The organism is Mesorhizobium sp. B2-3-10 (genome assembly GCF_006442275.1).
In the GTDB taxonomy this organism is placed as follows: domain Bacteria; phylum Pseudomonadota; class Alphaproteobacteria; order Rhizobiales; family Rhizobiaceae; genus Mesorhizobium; species Mesorhizobium australicum.
In genome coordinates this window covers 252,123-268,833 of record NZ_VFVT01000003.1, presented here as the reverse complement: position 1 = coordinate 268,833, position 16,711 = coordinate 252,123, and the positions used below count along the sequence as shown (strand labels likewise).

At 64.2% G+C, this 16,711-nt stretch carries 19 protein-coding genes; 16 read left to right on the top strand and 3 right to left on the bottom strand.

Annotated features, from left to right (window positions below):
• The first annotated feature begins 128 nt into the window (after window positions 1–128).
• The 9 genes from FJ943_RS10960 (at window position 129) to FJ943_RS10920 (ending at window position 8,189) form a co-directional block, all read left to right on the top strand.
• The gene (locus tag FJ943_RS10960) at window positions 129–797 is read left to right on the top strand and encodes a response regulator transcription factor (RefSeq protein WP_015315897.1); all 669 of its coding nucleotides are present in this window, start codon (window positions 129–131) and stop codon (window positions 795–797) included.
• A 79-nt stretch (window positions 798–876) separates the two neighbouring features.
• On the top strand, window positions 877–2,136 hold the full coding sequence (locus tag FJ943_RS10955; protein WP_140721444.1) for a flagellar hook protein FlgE: 1,260 nt from the start codon (window positions 877–879) through the stop codon (window positions 2,134–2,136).
• A gap of 27 nt (window positions 2,137–2,163) precedes the next feature.
• A complete protein-coding gene (flgK, locus tag FJ943_RS10950) occupies window positions 2,164–3,618 on the top strand; it encodes a flagellar hook-associated protein FlgK (RefSeq protein WP_140721415.1) in 1,455 nt (484 codons plus the stop codon).
• 3 nt (window positions 3,619–3,621) lie between these two features.
• The gene (locus FJ943_RS10945; RefSeq protein ID WP_015315894.1) at window positions 3,622–4,665 is read left to right on the top strand and encodes a flagellar hook-associated family protein; all 1,044 of its coding nucleotides are present in this window, start codon (window positions 3,622–3,624) and stop codon (window positions 4,663–4,665) included.
• 28 nt (window positions 4,666–4,693) lie between these two features.
• Window positions 4,694–5,041 (top strand): flagellar biosynthesis regulator FlaF, encoded by a 348-nt coding sequence (gene flaF / locus FJ943_RS10940; protein ID WP_015315893.1) that lies wholly within the window; start codon window positions 4,694–4,696, stop codon window positions 5,039–5,041.
• Window positions 5,038–5,481 carry a flagellar biosynthesis repressor FlbT gene (gene flbT / locus FJ943_RS10935; RefSeq protein ID WP_015315892.1) on the top strand — a complete coding sequence of 148 codons (444 nt, stop codon included), beginning with the start codon at window positions 5,038–5,040 and terminating at the stop codon, window positions 5,479–5,481. The genes flaF and flbT overlap by 4 nt, the downstream gene beginning before the upstream one ends.
• A complete protein-coding gene (flgD, locus tag FJ943_RS10930) occupies window positions 5,481–5,888 on the top strand; it encodes a flagellar hook assembly protein FlgD (protein WP_140661809.1) in 408 nt (135 codons plus the stop codon). The genes flbT and flgD overlap by 1 nt, the downstream gene beginning before the upstream one ends.
• Window positions 5,889–5,901: 13 nt before the next feature.
• A complete protein-coding gene (fliQ, locus tag FJ943_RS10925; RefSeq protein WP_013893193.1) occupies window positions 5,902–6,168 on the top strand; it encodes a flagellar biosynthesis protein FliQ in 267 nt (88 codons plus the stop codon).
• A gap of 377 nt (window positions 6,169–6,545) precedes the next feature.
• Complete coding sequence (locus tag FJ943_RS10920) at window positions 6,546–8,189, top strand: MFS transporter (protein ID WP_140619434.1); 1,644 nt, start codon at window positions 6,546–6,548, stop codon at window positions 8,187–8,189.
• Window positions 8,190–8,211: 22 nt separating this feature from the next.
• Here FJ943_RS10920 and FJ943_RS10915 read toward each other — a convergent pair whose 3' ends face one another.
• On the bottom strand, window positions 8,212–9,993 hold the full coding sequence (locus FJ943_RS10915; RefSeq protein ID WP_015315889.1) for a chloride channel protein: 1,782 nt from the start codon (window positions 9,991–9,993) through the stop codon (window positions 8,212–8,214).
• Between the two features lie 235 nt (window positions 9,994–10,228).
• Window positions 10,229–10,528, bottom strand: a complete 300-nt coding sequence (locus tag FJ943_RS10910; RefSeq protein ID WP_015315888.1) for a putative quinol monooxygenase — start codon at window positions 10,526–10,528, stop codon at window positions 10,229–10,231.
• Between the two features lie 115 nt (window positions 10,529–10,643).
• Here FJ943_RS10910 and flhA point away from each other — a divergent pair, with 115 nt between their 5' ends.
• The 7 genes from flhA (at window position 10,644) to FJ943_RS10875 (ending at window position 15,989) form a co-directional block, all read left to right on the top strand.
• Window positions 10,644–12,731: a flagellar biosynthesis protein FlhA gene (flhA, locus tag FJ943_RS10905; protein WP_015315887.1), complete on the top strand. Its 2,088-nt coding sequence runs from the start codon at window positions 10,644–10,646 to the stop codon at window positions 12,729–12,731.
• Entirely contained in the window at window positions 12,728–13,480 is a 753-nt protein-coding gene (gene fliR, locus FJ943_RS10900; protein WP_140619428.1) for a flagellar biosynthetic protein FliR, read from the top strand. Before flhA ends, fliR begins: the two co-directional genes overlap by 4 nt.
• 1 nt (window position 13,481) lies before the next feature.
• On the top strand, window positions 13,482–13,874 hold the full coding sequence (locus tag FJ943_RS10895) for a hypothetical protein (RefSeq protein WP_140721412.1): 393 nt from the start codon (window positions 13,482–13,484) through the stop codon (window positions 13,872–13,874).
• An 81-nt stretch (window positions 13,875–13,955) separates the two neighbouring features.
• Window positions 13,956–14,528 (top strand): rod-binding protein, encoded by a 573-nt coding sequence (locus FJ943_RS10890; protein ID WP_181171429.1) that lies wholly within the window; start codon window positions 13,956–13,958, stop codon window positions 14,526–14,528.
• Window positions 14,529–14,541: 13 nt separating this feature from the next.
• The gene (locus tag FJ943_RS10885; RefSeq protein WP_015315880.1) at window positions 14,542–14,967 is read left to right on the top strand and encodes a hypothetical protein; all 426 of its coding nucleotides are present in this window, start codon (window positions 14,542–14,544) and stop codon (window positions 14,965–14,967) included.
• Between the two features lie 29 nt (window positions 14,968–14,996).
• Complete coding sequence (locus tag FJ943_RS10880) at window positions 14,997–15,518, top strand: hypothetical protein (protein ID WP_140721409.1); 522 nt, start codon at window positions 14,997–14,999, stop codon at window positions 15,516–15,518.
• Between the two features lie 186 nt (window positions 15,519–15,704).
• On the top strand, window positions 15,705–15,989 hold the full coding sequence (locus tag FJ943_RS10875) for an SCP2 sterol-binding domain-containing protein (protein WP_140661803.1): 285 nt from the start codon (window positions 15,705–15,707) through the stop codon (window positions 15,987–15,989).
• A gap of 90 nt (window positions 15,990–16,079) precedes the next feature.
• Here FJ943_RS10875 and FJ943_RS10870 read toward each other — a convergent pair whose 3' ends face one another.
• Window positions 16,080–16,649 (bottom strand): N-acetyltransferase, encoded by a 570-nt coding sequence (locus FJ943_RS10870; protein ID WP_140721406.1) that lies wholly within the window; start codon window positions 16,647–16,649, stop codon window positions 16,080–16,082.
• Between the last annotated feature and the right edge of the window lie 62 nt (window positions 16,650–16,711).

Below are 16,711 nucleotides of genomic sequence, written 5' to 3'. Positions count from 1 at the left end.
GCTAATGCAACCGATACGATTCCGGACTCCCAAGAAACTAGTTACAAGAAATGACGGTTGTTCAGGATTCCCGCCAGCGGATACGCCTTTCCCCACGGGGCAAATGTGCTGATTCGGAGGCGGGGCCGATGATCGTTATCGTTGACGAGCGAGAGCTCGTGACAGAGGGCTACAATTCACTTTTCGACCGCGAGGGGATCGCCTGCGCCGGTTTCGCGCCGGGCGAGTTCGGCGAGTGGGTCAACTCGGCCGCCGACACCGATCTGCGATCGGTGCGGGCCTTCCTGATCGGCGACTGTCGCGACGGCGCGATCTCGCCGCGCCAGATCCGCGACCGCACCGGAGCTCCGGTCATTGCGCTCAGCGAGCAGCATTCGCTGGAAAACACGCTGCGGTTGTTCGAGAGCGGCGTCGATGACGTCATCCGCAAGCCGGTGCACATCCGCGAAATCCTGGCCCGCATCACCGCCATCCGCCGCCGCGCCAGCGAGGACGTCGCCTATACCGAGATCGGCGCCATGCGCATCTTCATGGACGGCCGCGATCCCGAGATCGACGGGCAGCCGCTGCCCTTACCGCGCCGCGAGCGCCGTATCCTGGAATATCTGGCGAGCAACCGTGGCCGCCGCGTCACCAAGACCCAGGTGTTCAATGCCATTTACGGCATCTTCGACGAAGAGGTCGAAGAGAACGTGGTGGAAAGCCACATCAGCAAGTTGCGCAAGAAACTGCGCGAGAAGCTGGGCACCGACCCGATCGATTCCAAGCGCTTCCTCGGCTACCGGCTCGTGTTCTGATGCGGCACCGCGCCAGCCTCGCGCAAGACAGGACGCGTAGCCTCGAAGCCAGTGGCATGGATATTGCGGAGACATCTCGATGAGCCTCTACGGAATGATGCGGACCGGCGTTTCGGGCATGAACGCCCAGGCGAACCGCCTGTCGACGACAGCCGACAACATCGCCAACTCCGATACCACCGGCTACAAGCGGTCCTCGGCCGAATTTTCGACATTGATCATGCCGTCGACCGGTGGCGCCTATAATTCCGGCGGCGTCACCACCACGATCCGCCAGGCGGTCAGCGATCCGGGCGTGCTTCAATACACGACCTCGGTCTCCGACCTTGCCGTCAGCGGCGATGGTTTCTTCGTCGTCCAGGATCCAAGCGGCACGCCTTTCCTGACCCGCGCCGGCGCCTTCGTCCCCGACGCACAGGGCCGGCTGGTCAATGCCGCCGGTTTCCAGCTGATGGCCTACAGCTACGCCAATGGCACGCCGGCGGCCACGGTGAACGGCTTCGAAGGTCTCGAGCCGGTTGTCATCTCCGACCAGGGACTGACCGCGACGCCGAGCACCCAAGGCAATTTCAGCGGCAATCTGCCGGCAGGTGCGACACCGGTCGCTGCCGTCAACCTGCCCAGCACGAACTCGGCGGGAGCGCAGTATACTTCGAAATCGTCGATGGTCGCCTATGACAATCTCGGCAACAAGAAGTTGCTTGACGTCTATTTCACCAACACCGGCGCCGGCACCTGGCAGGTGGCGGTCTTCGACCAGTCGAAGGCGACAGCCGGAACTGGCTTCCCCTACGCTGCCGGCGGCGCCCTGGGCACGGCCAACCTGACCTTCGATACCACCACCGGGAAGCTCACCGGCACCCCGACCGGCATTTCATTCACCGTACCGGGCGGCGCCAGCCTTGCCCTCGACCTGTCGAAGCTGACCCAGCTCGGCACCGGCTTCACCGTCACCGACGCCCAGGTGAACGGCAACGCGCCGAGCACCATCGACAAGGTGCAGATCAGCAAGGACGGCACCATCTACGCCCAGTACAAGGACGGCACCTCCAAGCCGCTCTACAAAATTCCGCTGGCCGACGTGCAGAGCCCTGACCAGCTCAAGGCGCTGCCTGGCAATGTCTACGCGCAAGGCACCGACTCCGGTGCGGTCCGTGTCGGCTTTGCCAACGAAGGCAAGGCCGGTTCGATCATCTCGGGCGCGCTCGAAAATTCCAACGTCGATATCGCGGAGGAATTGACCGACATGATCGCGGCCCAGCGCAGCTACACCGCCAATTCCAAAGTCTTCCAGACCGGTTCCGACCTGATGGACGTCCTTGTCAACCTGAAGAGATAAACCGGGCTTCGCCCGTGAAAGACCAGCATGTCGCTTTCCTCCGCACTGAGCATCGCCCAATCGGCGCTTCTGGCCACCTCGCGGCAGACAAGCGTCGTCACGCGCAACGTGGTAGACGCCGACAATCCGAACTATTCGCGCCGCATCGCGCTGGTCACCAGCACGACGCCCGGCGCGCGTTCGGTTGATGTCCAGCGTGCGGCCAACGACCTGCTGTTTCGCCAGAACCTCAGCGCTCTGTCCGCCTATGCCGGCCAGAGCGCGCTCTACAACGGCATGGATCAGCTCGACGTCTCGGTGAATGGCGTCGACAACGCCTCCTCGCCTTCGACAGCGATCGGCAATCTGCAGCAGGCGCTGCAGCTGTACGCCACCTCACCGTCCAACCAGAATCTTGGCTCGAGCGTCATCGACGCGGCCAAACAGGTCGTGCGGTCCCTGAATGAAGGCTCCAAGGCCATTCAGGATTTTCGTACCCAAACCGACGGCCAGATCGATACCGCCGTCAAGGATCTCAACTCGCTGCTCAACCAGTTCCAGGATGCCAACACCGCGGTCATGTCCGGAACCCGTTCAGGCACCGACGTTTCCGATGCGCTCGACCAACGCGACGCATTGTTGAAGAAGATCGCCAATTACATTCCGGTGTCGACCTTCACGCGTGGCGACAACGACATGGTCATCACCACGGGTGACGGCACGACATTGTTCGAGACGATCCCACGCACCGTCAGCTTCGCCCCGTCTTCGGGGTACGCCGCGGGTGCGGCCGGCAACACGGTCTATATCGACAACGTACCGGTCTCGGCGGGCAGCGGCGGCAACACCACCGCCAGCGGCACCATTGCCGGCCTGCTGCAATTGCGCGACGGCGTCGCCTCGACCATGCAGAGCCAGCTCGACGAAACCGCGCGCGGCCTGATCACCGCCTTTGCCGAAACGGCACCGTCGATGCCCAACGCGGCGGGCCTGTTCACCTGGTCGGGCGCACCGGCGGTGCCAGCCGCGGGCACGCTCGTCGACGGCCTTGCTGGAACGATCAAGATCAATGCCGCGATGGATCCCAGCACCGGCGGCAACCCGACATTGCTGCGCGATGGGGGGGCCAATGGCGTCGCCTACGTCGCCAACACCACTGGCGGGGCTTCATACTCCAACCTTCTGGTCGCCTATGGCGACCAGCTCGACAAGCCGATGACGTTCGATCCCTTGGCCGGGATTTCGGCAACCTCCAGCGTTGCCGACTACGCCGCCAATTCGATCGGCTGGTTGCAGGGCGTTCGTCAGCAGGCTTCGACCGCCGCCGACGCCAAGGAAGCCCTGGCACAGCGCAGTGCCGATGCCTTGTCCAACGCAACGGGCGTCAATGTCGATCAGGAAATGTCGCTGATGCTCGATCTCGAGCACACCTATCAGGCATCCGCCCGGATGATGAAGACCATCGACGACATGATGACGGCGCTGTTGAGCGCGGTGGGATAAGCCATGACCTTTGTCTCCTCTGCTGCCCTTACGAATGCCATGCGCTATCAGCAGATGCGCATGCAGGCCGATCTCGTCAAAGCCACGAAAGAGTCCTCGACCGGCAAGGTCGCCGATGTCGGTCTGGCACTTGGTGGGCGTACCGCCCAGTCCGTCACCTTTTCGCGCGACCTCGACCGGCTCAACGTCGTTGTCGATTCCAACGGACTGGTGGCCGCCCGGCTCTCATCCACCCAGACCTCGCTCGGCCAGCTCTCCAGCGTCGCGCAGACTTTCCTGTCCAGCCTGACCACCGCGTCGTCGGGCGACAACTCCGACAGCCTGACCCAATCGACCGGCCAGACAACGATCCAGCAGCTTACGTCGATCCTCAACACCAGCGTCAACGGCGAATATTTGTTCGCTGGCACCAACACCGACGTCAAGCCGATCAACGATTTCACCGCCGCCGGCTCTCCCGCCAAGGCTGCCTTTGACGCCTCCTTCGTCGCCAAGTTCGGCTTCCCGCCCAGTGACCCGGCCGCGGCCAACATCACCGCGGCCCAGATGGACGATTTCATCACCAACGATGTCACGCCCCAGTTCCTCGGCGCGGGCTGGCAGACCAACATGTCGAATGCGACCGACCAGCAGATCGTCAGCCGCATCGCGCTCAACGAAACCACCGAGACCTCGACCGGGGCCAACAGCGACGGCATCAGGAAGCTCGCCATGGCGGCGGCCTTGGTCTCCAGCCTGATGTCCACCAACATCAGCCAGGCGGCGAAGGACACCATCATCGACCACTCGCAGAAATTGGTCGGCGAGGCGCTGAGCGGCATCGCGCAGGTCCAATCCCAGACCGGCATCGTGCAGAAGCGCGTCTCCGATGCCAGCGACCGCATGAAGACGCAGATCGACCTGTTCGAACGCCACATTCTGGATCTCGAGGCAGTCGATCCGGCGGAAGCGGCGACCCGCGTCGCCAATCTGACGCAGCATATCGAGACGTCTTTCGCCCTGACGGCGCGCCTGCAGCAGCTCAGCCTGTTGAATTACCTGACCTGACACCTCCAGCGGAACGGTAGAGCCACCGATGTACCAATTCTCCTACGCCGACGTTCAGAGCACCTCCGTCGCGGACGCCAAGGACCGCGAGCGGGACCTCCTGACCCGCTCGATCGACATGCTGTCGGCCGCCGCCGCGGCAGGCCAGCATTCGATGGAGGCGGTGGAGGCGCTGCATTTCACCAATCGCGTCTGGACAACCTTCGTCGAGGATCTCGGCTCCAGCGACAATGCACTCCCCAAGGAGTTGCGCGCCAACCTGATCTCCATCGGCCTGTGGCTGCTGCGCGAGGCCGAGGACATCCGCCAGGGCCGCACCGACAATTTCGAGGGGCTGATCGAAGTATCTCAGATCATCCGCGACGGCATTCAATGACCAACACGTTGAAGTTATCGCTGAAGCCCAATGAGAAGATCTACATCAACGGCGCGGTCATCCGCGTCGACCGCAAGGTCACCATCGAGCTGATGAACGACGTGCAGTTCCTGCTCGAGAGCCATGTGATCCAAGCAGACGACGCGTCGACGCCATTGCGGCAGCTCTATTTCATCGTGCAGGTCATGCTGATAAACCCCGCTGGTGCCGACGAAGCGCGCGAGATGTTCCGCCGCTCGCTGCCACTGCTCATTGCAAGTTTCGAAGACGCCGAGATCGGCAGCGCGCTGAAACAGGTCGACCGCATGGTCGGCGAGGATCACATCTACGAGGCCTTGAAGGCGATCCGTTCGCTTTATCCTCTCGAACGCCGCGCACTTGGCGGCAATGACGATGTTCCGGGCGCCGCGCGCCCGCTGGCCGTGGGAGCACGATACTGATGACCGTGGACATGACGACGACGGTGCCGGTTGGCGCCAACCAGACCACCACGTCGACCTCGAAGACGGCGGTCGACTATCAGTCCTTCCTGAAGCTTCTGATCGCGGAGATGAAGAACCAGGATCCGACCAAACCGATGGATTCGACGGCGTATGTCGCCCAGCTCGCCACCTTCTCCCAGGTCGAGCAATCGGTGCAGACCAACACCAAGCTCGACCAGATCATGCAGTCCTCGGCGCTGTCGCAGGCCGACGCTCTCATAGGCCGCAACATCACCTCGGCCGATGGCAAGACAACAGGCACGGTGGCGTCGGTGACGCTTGGCAGCAACGGACTGATCGCGGTGCTGCAGGATGGCACCACGGTCCCTGTCGGCGCGGGCGTGTCGATCAAGCCGGCGAGCTAGGCCAACCGCCGACATGAATGAGGCCGACGCACTCGACATCGTCCAGTATGCGGTGTGGACGGTGCTGACCGCATCCGCTCCGGTGGTCCTGGTCGCCATGGCGGTCGGCATTGGCATTGCCTTGATCCAGGCGTTGACGCAGGTCCAGGAAATCACCTTGACCTTCGTTCCCAAGATCGTCGCCATCATGCTGGTGGTGGCGCTTACGGGTCCCTTCATCGGCGGCCAGATATCGGCCTTCACCAATGTCATCTTCGAGCGCATCCAGAACGGTTTCTGAGCGATTTCCAGCAAGGGTGCTCGACGCTTCCGCCCAGATTTGCGCCGGGATGGAACGCAGCTAGCAGGCGTCCGGGTTGCGGCTAGTGCATTTCGCCCGGAAGTGGTTCCCGGTTCCGGAACAACGACCTGTATAGAATCAGAAGCTTACAGCAAGGTCGGGCGAATCCTGTTCGCCGCGACATGCTGTGGAGTGCCATTCAGGGCGCGACGGTTTGCGGTGGCGGCGCCAGCGTGTGGCCCTTCGCTATCCCCTTGTTGGACCATGATCTTCCCTGCAAGGCATTCGCCCTTTGCGCCGCGATGCCATAGTTTCGGCAAATCATGCGGGGAAACGGATTCCCGCAAGGATCAGCGCGCCGTGGCAGGAACCCATCCATGATTGACGAGAAGCCGGATAGCGAAAGCGTCTCGGCGCTGGCGCCGTTCCGGCATGGCATCTTCCGGGCCGTATGGGGCGCGAGCCTCGTCTCCAATTTCGGCGGCTTGATCCAGGGCGTCGGCGCCGCCTGGATGATGACCACCATCGCCACCTCGCCCTATCAGGTCGCCCTGGTCCAGGCCTCGACCACCTTGCCGATCATGCTGTTCGCGCTTGTCGCCGGCGCCATCGCCGACAGCTTCGATCGCCGCAAGGTGATGCTGGTCGCCCAGACCTTCATGCTGGTCGTTTCGGTGCTTTTGACCGCGTTCACCTATTTGGACCTGATCACGCCGTGGACGCTGCTGGCCTTTACCTTCCTGATCGATAGCGGCACGGCACTCAACAGCCCGTCATGGCAGGCCTCCGTCGGCGACATCGTTCCGCGCAACAAGGTGCCTGCCGCCGTGGCGCTGAATTCCATGGGCTTCAACCTGACACGCAGCGTCGGCCCGGCAATCGGTGGCATCATCGTCGCGGCCGCCGGCGCGGCCGCGGCCTTCGCGGCGAACGCGGTGAGCTATGTCGGGCTTATCGTCGTGCTGGCACGCTGGAAGCCGGATCTACCGGCCTCGACCTTGCCGCGCGAGTCATTGGGGGCCGCCATGGGCGCCGGCCTGCGCTACGTCGCCATGTCGCCGAATATCGGCAAGGTGCTGGTCAGGGGCGCCGCCTTTGGCTTCAGCGCCGGCGCGGTGCTGGCGCTGCTGCCGCTGGTGGCGCGCGATGTGGTCAAGGGCGATGCGCTGACCTACGGCATCATGCTGGGCGCCTTCGGCATCGGCGCCGTCGGCGGGGCGCTGATCAGCGTGCGGCTGCGGCAGCTGCTCTCCAGCGAGACGATGGTGCGCTGTGCCTTCGCCGGCTTTGCGGCCTGCGCCTTCAACGCCGCCGTCAGCCAGCATGCCTGGCAGACCTCGCTCGGCCTGCTGGTCGGCGGTGCCTGCTGGGTGATCGCGCTCTCGCATTTCAACGTCACCGTGCAGATGGCGACACCGCGCTGGGTGGTCGGCCGGGTTCTGTCGGTCTACCAGACCGCAACCTTCGGGGGCATAGCACTGGGCAGCTGGATCTGGGGTGTCGTCGCCGACGCGCATGGCGCCGAGACGGCGCTGATCGCCGCAGCCATCGCCATGCTGGCCGGCGGCGCCATCGGCCTCGTGCTGCCGCTGCCGCAACAGCAGGTGCTCAACCTCGACCCGCTCAACCGCTTCAAGGAGCCCCACCTGGCACTCGACCTGAAGCCGCGCAGCGGTCCGATCGCCATTATGATCGAATACATCATCCGGCACGAGGACGAGGCGGAATTCCTCGCCACCATGGCCGAGCGCGGCCGCATCCGCCGCCGCGACGGCGCCCGCAACTGGACACTGGCGCGCGATCTCGAAAATCCGGCGATCTGGATCGAGCATTACCACACGCCGACCTGGCTCGAATATGTCAGGCATAACGGTCGCATCACCCAAGCCGACGCCATGGTCGGCGAACGCTTGCGGGCGCTGCACTCGGGCAACGAGCCGCCGCGCGTGCGCCGCGTCATCGAGCGCCCGACGACCGCCGGCACCGCGTTGGTGATGGCCAAGGGGCCGATCGAGCACTGACGAATTCGAAGGTTCGCGGCGCCTACCCCTCTCCCGACAGGTCCCGGCGGGCCTTTTCGAGTTCCTCGGCATAGCGCCGCATCAAATGGCCCTCGGTCAGCAGCCCGAGCACGATGTGGTCGGCGAAGTCCTCGACCACGGCCAGTTCCTCGGCGCCGGCGCGCTGGAAGGTCTCGGCGGCGGCCTGCACGTTCATGCTGGGCACCAGGACGGCATCCTTGTACTGGGCAAGGTCGCGCACCGGCACCTCGCCCCCGGAGGGATCGCTGTGCAGTTCGGCCACGATCAGCACGCCGACATACTCATCCCCCGGGTCGACGGCGATCACGCGCTGGGCCGAACCCAGCGGGAATTCCTTGCGGAAGGCGGCCAGCGTCGTCGACGCATCGACGGTCTTGATGTCCTCGCGCATCATCGAGCCGACGGTCAGGCTGCGCATCCAGCCGACATCGTGGGCGCTGCGGATCGTCTCGCCGCGCAGGTGGAAGCGCCAGGTCGAGAACGAATAACCGAAGGTCTCGCGCACCAGGATCGCCGCCATGATCGAGGCGGCCAGCACCACGCCGGTGAGCGTCAGGTCGCGGGTCGATTCCAGCGCCAGGAAGGTCATGGTCAGAGGCCCGCCGACGACGCCGACGGCAAGCGACGTCATGCCGACAACGGCGGCGACGGAGGGGTCGATACCGGTCGCCGGCGACACGAGCGCCATGACACCGGCGAACGACTTGCCTAGTAGCGCACCAAGGAACAGCGAGGCGAAGAACAATCCGCCGCGAAAGCCCGAACCCAGTGAGATCGCCGACGCCGCCAGCTTCAGCACGAAGACGCTGGCCACCACCGCCAGCCCATAATTCATGGCGAACTCGCGATGCAGCGCTCCGTGGCCGCTGGACAGGACCTGCGGCGTGATCAGGCCGAGGAGGCCGACCAGGACACCACCGATGACGGGGCGCAGCGAGGCATCGACCGACAGCCTGTTGAACCCGCGCTCGATCAACGTCACCAGTTGCATGATGGCGATCGAGGCAGCACCGCCAAGCAGGCCGAGCAACAGGAAAGGCACATATTGGCTGGCGGTGAGTTGCGGCAACCCTGAAAGCTCGAGCGGAAAGGGCACGCCGCCGAACAATTCCGCCGTCAGCGACGCCGAGATCGCAGCCGTCATGACAGGGGCGACATTGGCGACCGAGTAGATGCCGATGACCAGTTCGAAACCGTAGAAGGCGCCCGTCAGCGGGGCGTCGAAGGCGGCCGATATGGCGCCGGCGGCACCACAGCCAACCAGAATGCGGACGTCATTGCGGCGCAACCGGAAAGCGCGCGCCAGCCGTGAGGCGACGCCTGAGCCGACCTGCGTATAGCCCGCCTCCAGACCGACCGAAGCGCCGAAGCCGCTGGAAATCATCGTCTGCACGACGATGATGAAGGTATCGGTCAGAGACATGCGCCCGCCATAGAGCGCGTTGGCCTCGATCGGATCGACCGGCGTGCGGAATTTCCGGAGCCTCAGCCAGACCACCGATATCCCGAGCAGGATGCCGCCGATCGCCGGGATCAGCGCCTGTATCGGACTGGCGAGCGAGAACATGCCCGACAGCCGCCCGCCGGGCTGGACGCCGAACAGCAGCCCGTGCAGGTCCTGTACGATCTGGCTCATCGCGGTGACCAGTATGCCGGCTATGACGCCGACAACGCCCGCCAGCATGACCACGGCGATGCCGCGTGCCTCCAGCAGAGGGACTGACCTCAAAAGAACCGCGCGCAGCCGGCGGGCGTAGACTTGGGGTTGGTTTCTGGAAAGCACCGGGGCGGCTCGCCGATATCAAGGCAAAGGAAGACCCGCCTGATACGCCGGGCGGCACGTCGTGACAACCACAATGCCGACATCAAAGGCGCCATTATGGCCGCGAAATCGCCCGATCCGGCCTTCCCGCCTTGGGGCCGAGGGGGGCTGCCCGCCAGTTGCGAACTAACCGTGCCCTTTCAGCACAATGCGTACACCGAGCCGGAGCGCGGCAAGGATCCGGGCGCCGGACCGCTCAGGTCGGCATGGCTTCGCCGGCCTCGTAAAGCACGAGATTGCGCTCGCCGATGCCGAGCCCCGGCCAGCTCGCGCGCCAGTCGGCAAGATGCGGCGAGCGGAAATGCGCATCCAGGGCCGGTCTGGCGCGCCACACCTCGGTGATCCGGATCAAGCCGGGATCAAGCACATCCTGCGCATAGGAATATTCAAGGCAGCCGTCCTCGGCGCGGCTGGCGCGAACCATGCGCTCCATCACCGGCCTTGCCTCGTCGAGCCTGTCGGGCGGCAGGCGGATCGTACCGATGATCAGCAGCATGAGGTGTCCTTCGCGAGAGAGTCGATTCCCTCACTCTCCCACCCTCGCGCAAGCTTGGCCAGCTACCCTCGCCGGGCTGTCGCATGCTCGGCAGCCCAGGGGTTCGAGGACGAGAATGGCGATCAGCGAAAGCATCCAGCCCGGCGCGGTGGCCAAGAACGGCCGCGACGTCTTCTTCGCGCTCGGCATCGTCGTCATCCTGGCCGTTCTGTTCCTGCCGATCCCGGCCTTTCTCATCGACATCGGGCTTGCCTTCTCGATCGCGCTTTCGGTGCTGATCCTGATGGTGGCGCTGTGGATCCAGCGGCCGCTCGATTTCTCGTCCTTCCCGACCGTGCTGCTCATTGCCACCATGCTGCGCCTGTCACTCAACATCGCCACCACGCGCATGATCCTGTCGCACGGCAATGAGGGCACGCACGCCGCAGGCTATGTCATCGCCGGCTTCTCCAAGCTGGTGATGGCCAGCGATTTCGTCATCGGCCTGATCGTCTTCATGATCCTGATCGTAGTGAACTTCATCGTCATCACCAAGGGCGCCACCCGCATCGCCGAGGTCGGTGCGCGCTTCACCCTCGACGCCATCCCCGGCAAGCAGATGTCGATCGACGCCGACCTCTCCGCCGGCATGATCGACGACAAGACCGCGCAACTGCGCCGCCGCGAACTGGAAGAGGAATCCTCCTTCTTCGGCTCGATGGACGGCGCCTCGAAATTCGTCCGCGGCGACGCCATCGCCGGCCTCATCATCACCGCCATCAACATCGTCGGCGGCATCGCCATCGGCTACATCAGGCACGGCATGGGCATGGGCGAAGCCGCCGACGTGTTCATCAAGCTGTCGGTCGGCGACGGTCTCGTCACCCAGATCCCGGCGCTCATCGTCTCGCTCGCCGCCGGCCTGCTGGTCTCCAAGGGCGGCACGCGCGGCTCGACCAACCAGGCCGTGTTCGGCCAGCTCGGCGCCCATCCGCGCGCGCTCTACGTGGCGGCCGCACTGCTGGTGCTGCTCGGCCTGATGCCCGGCCTGCCGCTGTTCCCGTTCTTCGCGCTCGCCGCCGGCATGGCCGGCCTCGGCTATGTCATTCCAATGCGCCACAACCGGGCCGTCGCCGAGGCCGAGGCGCTGAAGAGCCAGGAAAAAGCGAGCAAGGCCGAGGAAGAAAAGAACTCGGTCAAGGCCTCGCTCGCCACCGCCGAGATCGAACTGCTGATCGGCAAGCAGCTTTCCACCCGGCTCCTGGTCTCGCACCAGGAACTGGTCTTCCGCATGTCCAAGATGCGCAAGAAATTCGCCCAGCAATACGGCTTCGTCGTGCCGGAAGTCCGTGTCGCCGACGACTTCGCCATCCCGCCGAAAAGTTACCAGATCAAGGTGCACGGCACCGTGGTCGCCGAATATTCGATGCGCGTCGGCGAGATCATGGTGCTGCTCGGCAACCGCGACATACCCGAAATCCCAGGCGAGGAGATTCGTGAGCCCGCCTTCGGCATGCGCGCCTACTCCGTCATGGAAACCTTCGCCGAGGATCTGAAGCGCGAGAACTTCACCTTCGCCGACAACATGTCGGTGCTGCTCACCCATCTCTCTGAAGTTATCCGCAACAACCTGCCGCAGCTCCTGTCCTACAAGGACATGAAGGCGCTGCTCGAACGCCAGGACCAGGAATACCGCAAGCTCGCCGACGAGATCTGCACCACCCACATATCCTATCCTGGCCTGCAGGCGGTGCTCAAGCTGCTGCTTGCCGAACGCGTCTCGATCCGCAACCTGCATCTTATCATCGAGGCCATCGCCGAGATCGCGCCGCATGTGCGCCGCACCGAGCAGATCGTCGAGCATGTGCGCATCCGCATGGCCCAGCAGATCTGCGGCGACCTCTCCGAAGGCGGCGTGCTCAAGGTGCTGCGCCTCGGCAACCGCTGGGATCTCGCCTTCCACCAGAGCCTCAAGCGCGACGCCAAGGGCGAGGTGCGCGAATTCGACATCGATCCGCGCCAGTTGGAGGAATTCGGCCAGGACGCCACCAAGGCGATCAAGAAACACCTCGAAGCCGGCGAGCGATTTGTCCTCGTCACCGCGCCCGACGCCCGCCCCTACGTGCGCATGATCATCGAGCGCCTGTTCACCACGCTGCCGGTGCTCTCCCATGTCGAAATCGCCAAGGGCGTCGAGATCAGGGTGCTCGGGACCATATCGTGAGCGTTCTCTCGCAGGCCGTCGTCATCGCGGCGTTCCTCGCCTTCTGCCGCATCGGCGCCTGTTTCATGCTGATGCCTGGCCTGTCCAGCGCCCGCGTCCCGGTCCAGGTCAGGCTGTTCGTCGCGATCGCCGCCACCGGCGGCCTGCTTGCCTTCCTGTGGGACAAGATCTTTCCCTTCGTCGATCCGCGTCCGCAGATCCTGGTGCCGATGATCATCTCGGAGTTGCTGGTCGGCGGGCTGATCGGCGCCATGACCAGGCTCTACATGGAGGCGCTTCGCTTCATGGGCTCGGCCATCGCCATGCTGATCGGCTATGGCGGTTCCGGCGGACCGGCGATCGAGGAACCGGAGCCGCAGGCAGCCCTTGCCGCCATCATTTCGTTCTCGGCGCTGCTGATGCTGTTCGTCTTCGACTTCGATCACGAGATCGTCCGCGCCCTCGTGGCGTCCTACACGGTCGCGCCGGTCAACGTCTTCTTCAACCCGCAGGCGGCGCTGGTCGACATCACCGACACCGTGTCGGACACTTTCTTCTTGGTCATCCGCCTCGGCAGCCCGTTCGTCGCCTATGCCATTCTCGTCAATCTGACGATCGGCTTCGTCAACAAGCTGACGCCGCAGATCCCGATTTATTTCATCTCGCAGCCCTTCGTCATGGCCGGCGGCATGCTGATCTTCTATTTCGCCGCCGGCACCATGCTGTCGCTGTTCGTCGACGGCTTCGTCGACCTCACGCTGGCGAGGTGACATGAGCACGCGCAAGGATCGTCTGAGGAAACTGGTCAAGGTGCAGGGACAGCTGAAAGCCCTGCACGAAACCCGCCACGCCACCTTCGTCGCCGCGGCAAGCGCCGCCGAGACCGAGGCCCGCGAATTGATCGGCCATTTCGACCAGGACAATTCCCTCTCTAGCCTGTTCCCCGATCTCTATCATCGCCGCATCGCCCAGGCCGTCGTGCGCCAGGAGGAGAGCCTGGAAGGCGCGAGACAAGAAGCCGCCCTCATCGCCGCGGCAACCGCCCGCACGAACATGGTCGAGCGCGCCTACAGGGACCTGCGCAACCGCGACGAGCGCGAGAGATCAGACCGCGAGCGGCTGGACCTGATCACGCAGAAGCGGCATCCGAAAGCAGGTGAATAGGTTTCCCACTCCCCGCAAGCCTGCCACAAGCTTGTTGAGGCATGGTCCTGGCTAAGGAAACCCGGCAAAAGGCGGACCTTCTTGGCGATTTCTCCACCCAGCGACATCGTGATGGATGTCGTCCGAGCTGCCGATCCGATGGATATCGAGGCTGCCCGCGCCGCGCTGACCAAGCGCGCCGGCAGCGTCGCCGGCACGTTTTCGGTCGACACCGCGGCTTCGGTCGATGCCGGCTCGATCCTGTCGCGCGCGACGGCGGACAAGGCCGCCGCAACAGCCGACCCGGCCAAGAAGTTCAAGAAGTTCGAGGCGATGGTCCTGCAGACCTTCATCCAGAACATGCTGCCCAAGGACACCGAGGGCGTCTATGGCACGGGTCTCGCAGGCGACATGTGGAAATCGCAGCTCGCCGAGCGTGTCGCCGACGTCATGGCTGACCGCGGCGGCATCGGCATCGCCAAGTCGCTGCTCGCCGACCACTACATGGACGGCAAGCGCAAGATTCCGATCGGCCCGGTCTCGAATGGGCCGGAAAAAACCGAGATCGATCAGCAGACCCGTCTGTCCACGTCGCTCGTCCAGGAGCTGCAGCGCAAAGCCGCCAAGTCGATGACCGGCGACGAGACAACCAAAAAAACAGACATCAAGATCTAGGACTGGGAAACACATGGCCGACTCTTCGGAATTCACCGCCAAGCTGCCCGCGCGCACCACCGCGTCGGACGCACCGACTCCTTTCGCGCGGCCTGGAAACCTTGCCGCCATCATCGGCCGCATCGAGGAGGTGGTCGAGGAAGAGACCGCCGGCATCCGCAGCGATACAAGCTATGACCTCAAGGCGTCGAACGCCCGCAAGAGCCGCTATCTCTACGAGCTGACCCGGGCCATGAAGGGCGGCAGCGAAGCCGAATTCCTCGAGCAGCACCGCGAGGGCCTGACCCGGCTGCGCCAGAAGCTGGCGAAGAACGAAGCCGCTATCCTGGCGCATCTGAGCGCCGTCAACGAGGTCGCCAGCCTGCTGCGCAGTGCCATCCAGCGCGCCGAGACCGACGGCACCTACTCCGCCGGCGAGTTCGGCAGGATGAAAGGTTAGAGCGCGGCAATGCCGGGCTCGCGTTCAGAATGATCAAGGTCATCGCCATAGCGGTCTGGATCTGCGCCGCCACGCTCGGCGCGGTGTTCTATTCGTTCCAGGCCGCCGGTGAACAGGGCGTCGGTGAGAAACCCAAGCCGATGCTGGGCGGGCTGGACTACGTCAAGACCGACATCATTTCGGTGCCGCTGATCCACGACTCCAAGATCGACGGCTATTTTCTGGCCAAGCTCGTCTACACCGTCGAGCCGGAGCAGATAAAGAAGCTGTCGATCCCGGCCGAGGCGCTCATCACCGACCAGGTCTACACCTACCTCTACGCCAACCCCCAGATCGACTTCACCAAGAAGGCGACGCTCGACCTCGATGCCTTTCGCGCCACGATCCGCGACACGATCAACACCCGGGTCGGCGCAACCCTGGTCCATGAGGTCCTGATCGACCAGGTCAATTTCCTGAGCAAGGATGAGATCCGCGACAACTGGCTGCGTCGGCGGCAGGATGCCAGCACCCAGGCGACCGAGACTCCCAAGCCGGTCAGCGCGCACTAAGCCATCGGCCCGGTGCCGGTGGCCCTAGAGCAGTCGGCGTTGGGGCCAATCCCTGCAATTCGCGTTGACGTAAACGTCAATCCGAAGCTATATGCGGCAGCGATCATGATCGCCAGTGATGCCGCATGAACTTCGGCTGGACCGAAGTGCGTAGCGTGACAGATGCAACCAGACAGGGAGAACAGCGTGAGCGTTCAGGATATAGCCGAGAAGATCAAGTCGCGCGTGGCCAGCAGCGGCTTCGACCGTTCCGTGAAGTTCGACACCGGCAGCGACGGCGTCATCGTCATCGACGGCGCGGCCGTCTCGACCACGGACGCTCCCGCCGACTGCACCATCAAGCTGTCGCTCGACGATCTGGATTCGCTGATCGCGGGCGACCTGAACCCGACCATGGCGTTCATGACCGGCAAGATAAAGGTCGAAGGCGACATGACCGTCGCCATGGCGCTGAGCCAGTTGATCGGTTGACAGGCGCGGCCGCCAGAAGCGATTTCGAGGTAAACGAAACGCCGCCTTTTCAGGCGGCGTTTCGTTTGAAGGGCAGTCGCGCTTAAGGCTTCATGCGGCCAAGGTCGGCGCCTGTGCCTTGAGCTTGCGGCCGGACGCCTTCAGCGTACCCCTGGCGCCGTCAAGCACGCCCTCCACCAGTTCCAAGGCCAGCAGACGGTGCCGTTCGTAAGGCCCCGGCATGGCGAGCGCCCCGGTCCTGGCAGCCGAAAAGCCGAAGCGGCCATAGTAAGGCTCGTCCCCAACCAGCAGGATCGCAGCGTGGCCGAGGCGCGCGGCTTCCGCGATGGCATGCCGCATCAGCGCTGAGCCGATGCCGGCACTCTTGAGCGACGGGTCGACGGCGAGCGGGCCAAGCAGCAGCGCTGCCGGACCGCTCTCGCCCAGCATGACATCCCATAGCCGCACCGTGCCGGCCACGCCGCCCGAGGCATCGCGCGCGACGAAGGCAAGCCCCTCCGAGGGCCGGCGGCCGCGGCGCAGCTTCTCCGATGATTTGGTCTTGCGCTTCGGCCCCATGGCGCGATCGAGCAAGGCTTCGCGCGCCGCCATGTCGGCAGCGGTTTCGGCGACCATGGCGAAGGCCGGCGCATGAGCTACGAATTCGACTGACATTTCCATTTCCGCGATCCCTTCACGAGCGGAGATATGTTCCACAGGCGAGCCCAAGTGGGCGACGGGCG

What these genes read in the sequence shown, in the direction of transcription:
- FJ943_RS10960 (WP_015315897.1), top strand. Translation starts at nt 129, where the DNA reads ATGATCGTTATCGTTGACGAGCGAGAGCTCGTGACAGAGGGCTACAAT.
- FJ943_RS10955 (WP_140721444.1), top strand. Translation starts at nt 877, where the DNA reads ATGAGCCTCTACGGAATGATGCGGACCGGCGTTTCGGGCATGAACGCC.
- flgK (WP_140721415.1), top strand. Translation starts at nt 2,164, where the DNA reads ATGTCGCTTTCCTCCGCACTGAGCATCGCCCAATCGGCGCTTCTGGCC.
- FJ943_RS10945 (WP_015315894.1), top strand. Translation starts at nt 3,622, where the DNA reads ATGACCTTTGTCTCCTCTGCTGCCCTTACGAATGCCATGCGCTATCAG.
- flaF (WP_015315893.1), top strand. Translation starts at nt 4,694, where the DNA reads ATGTACCAATTCTCCTACGCCGACGTTCAGAGCACCTCCGTCGCGGAC.
- flbT (WP_015315892.1), top strand. Translation starts at nt 5,038, where the DNA reads ATGACCAACACGTTGAAGTTATCGCTGAAGCCCAATGAGAAGATCTAC.
- flgD (WP_140661809.1), top strand. Translation starts at nt 5,481, where the DNA reads ATGACCGTGGACATGACGACGACGGTGCCGGTTGGCGCCAACCAGACC.
- fliQ (WP_013893193.1), top strand. Translation starts at nt 5,902, where the DNA reads ATGAATGAGGCCGACGCACTCGACATCGTCCAGTATGCGGTGTGGACG.
- FJ943_RS10920 (WP_140619434.1), top strand. Translation starts at nt 6,546, where the DNA reads ATGATTGACGAGAAGCCGGATAGCGAAAGCGTCTCGGCGCTGGCGCCG.
- FJ943_RS10910 (WP_015315888.1), bottom strand. Translation starts at nt 10,528, where the DNA reads ATGCTGCTGATCATCGGTACGATCCGCCTGCCGCCCGACAGGCTCGAC.
- flhA (WP_015315887.1), top strand. Translation starts at nt 10,644, where the DNA reads ATGGCGATCAGCGAAAGCATCCAGCCCGGCGCGGTGGCCAAGAACGGC.
- FJ943_RS10895 (WP_140721412.1), top strand. Translation starts at nt 13,482, where the DNA reads ATGAGCACGCGCAAGGATCGTCTGAGGAAACTGGTCAAGGTGCAGGGA.
- FJ943_RS10885 (WP_015315880.1), top strand. Translation starts at nt 14,542, where the DNA reads ATGGCCGACTCTTCGGAATTCACCGCCAAGCTGCCCGCGCGCACCACC.
- FJ943_RS10880 (WP_140721409.1), top strand. Translation starts at nt 14,997, where the DNA reads ATGATCAAGGTCATCGCCATAGCGGTCTGGATCTGCGCCGCCACGCTC.
- FJ943_RS10870 (WP_140721406.1), bottom strand. Translation starts at nt 16,649, where the DNA reads ATGGAAATGTCAGTCGAATTCGTAGCTCATGCGCCGGCCTTCGCCATG.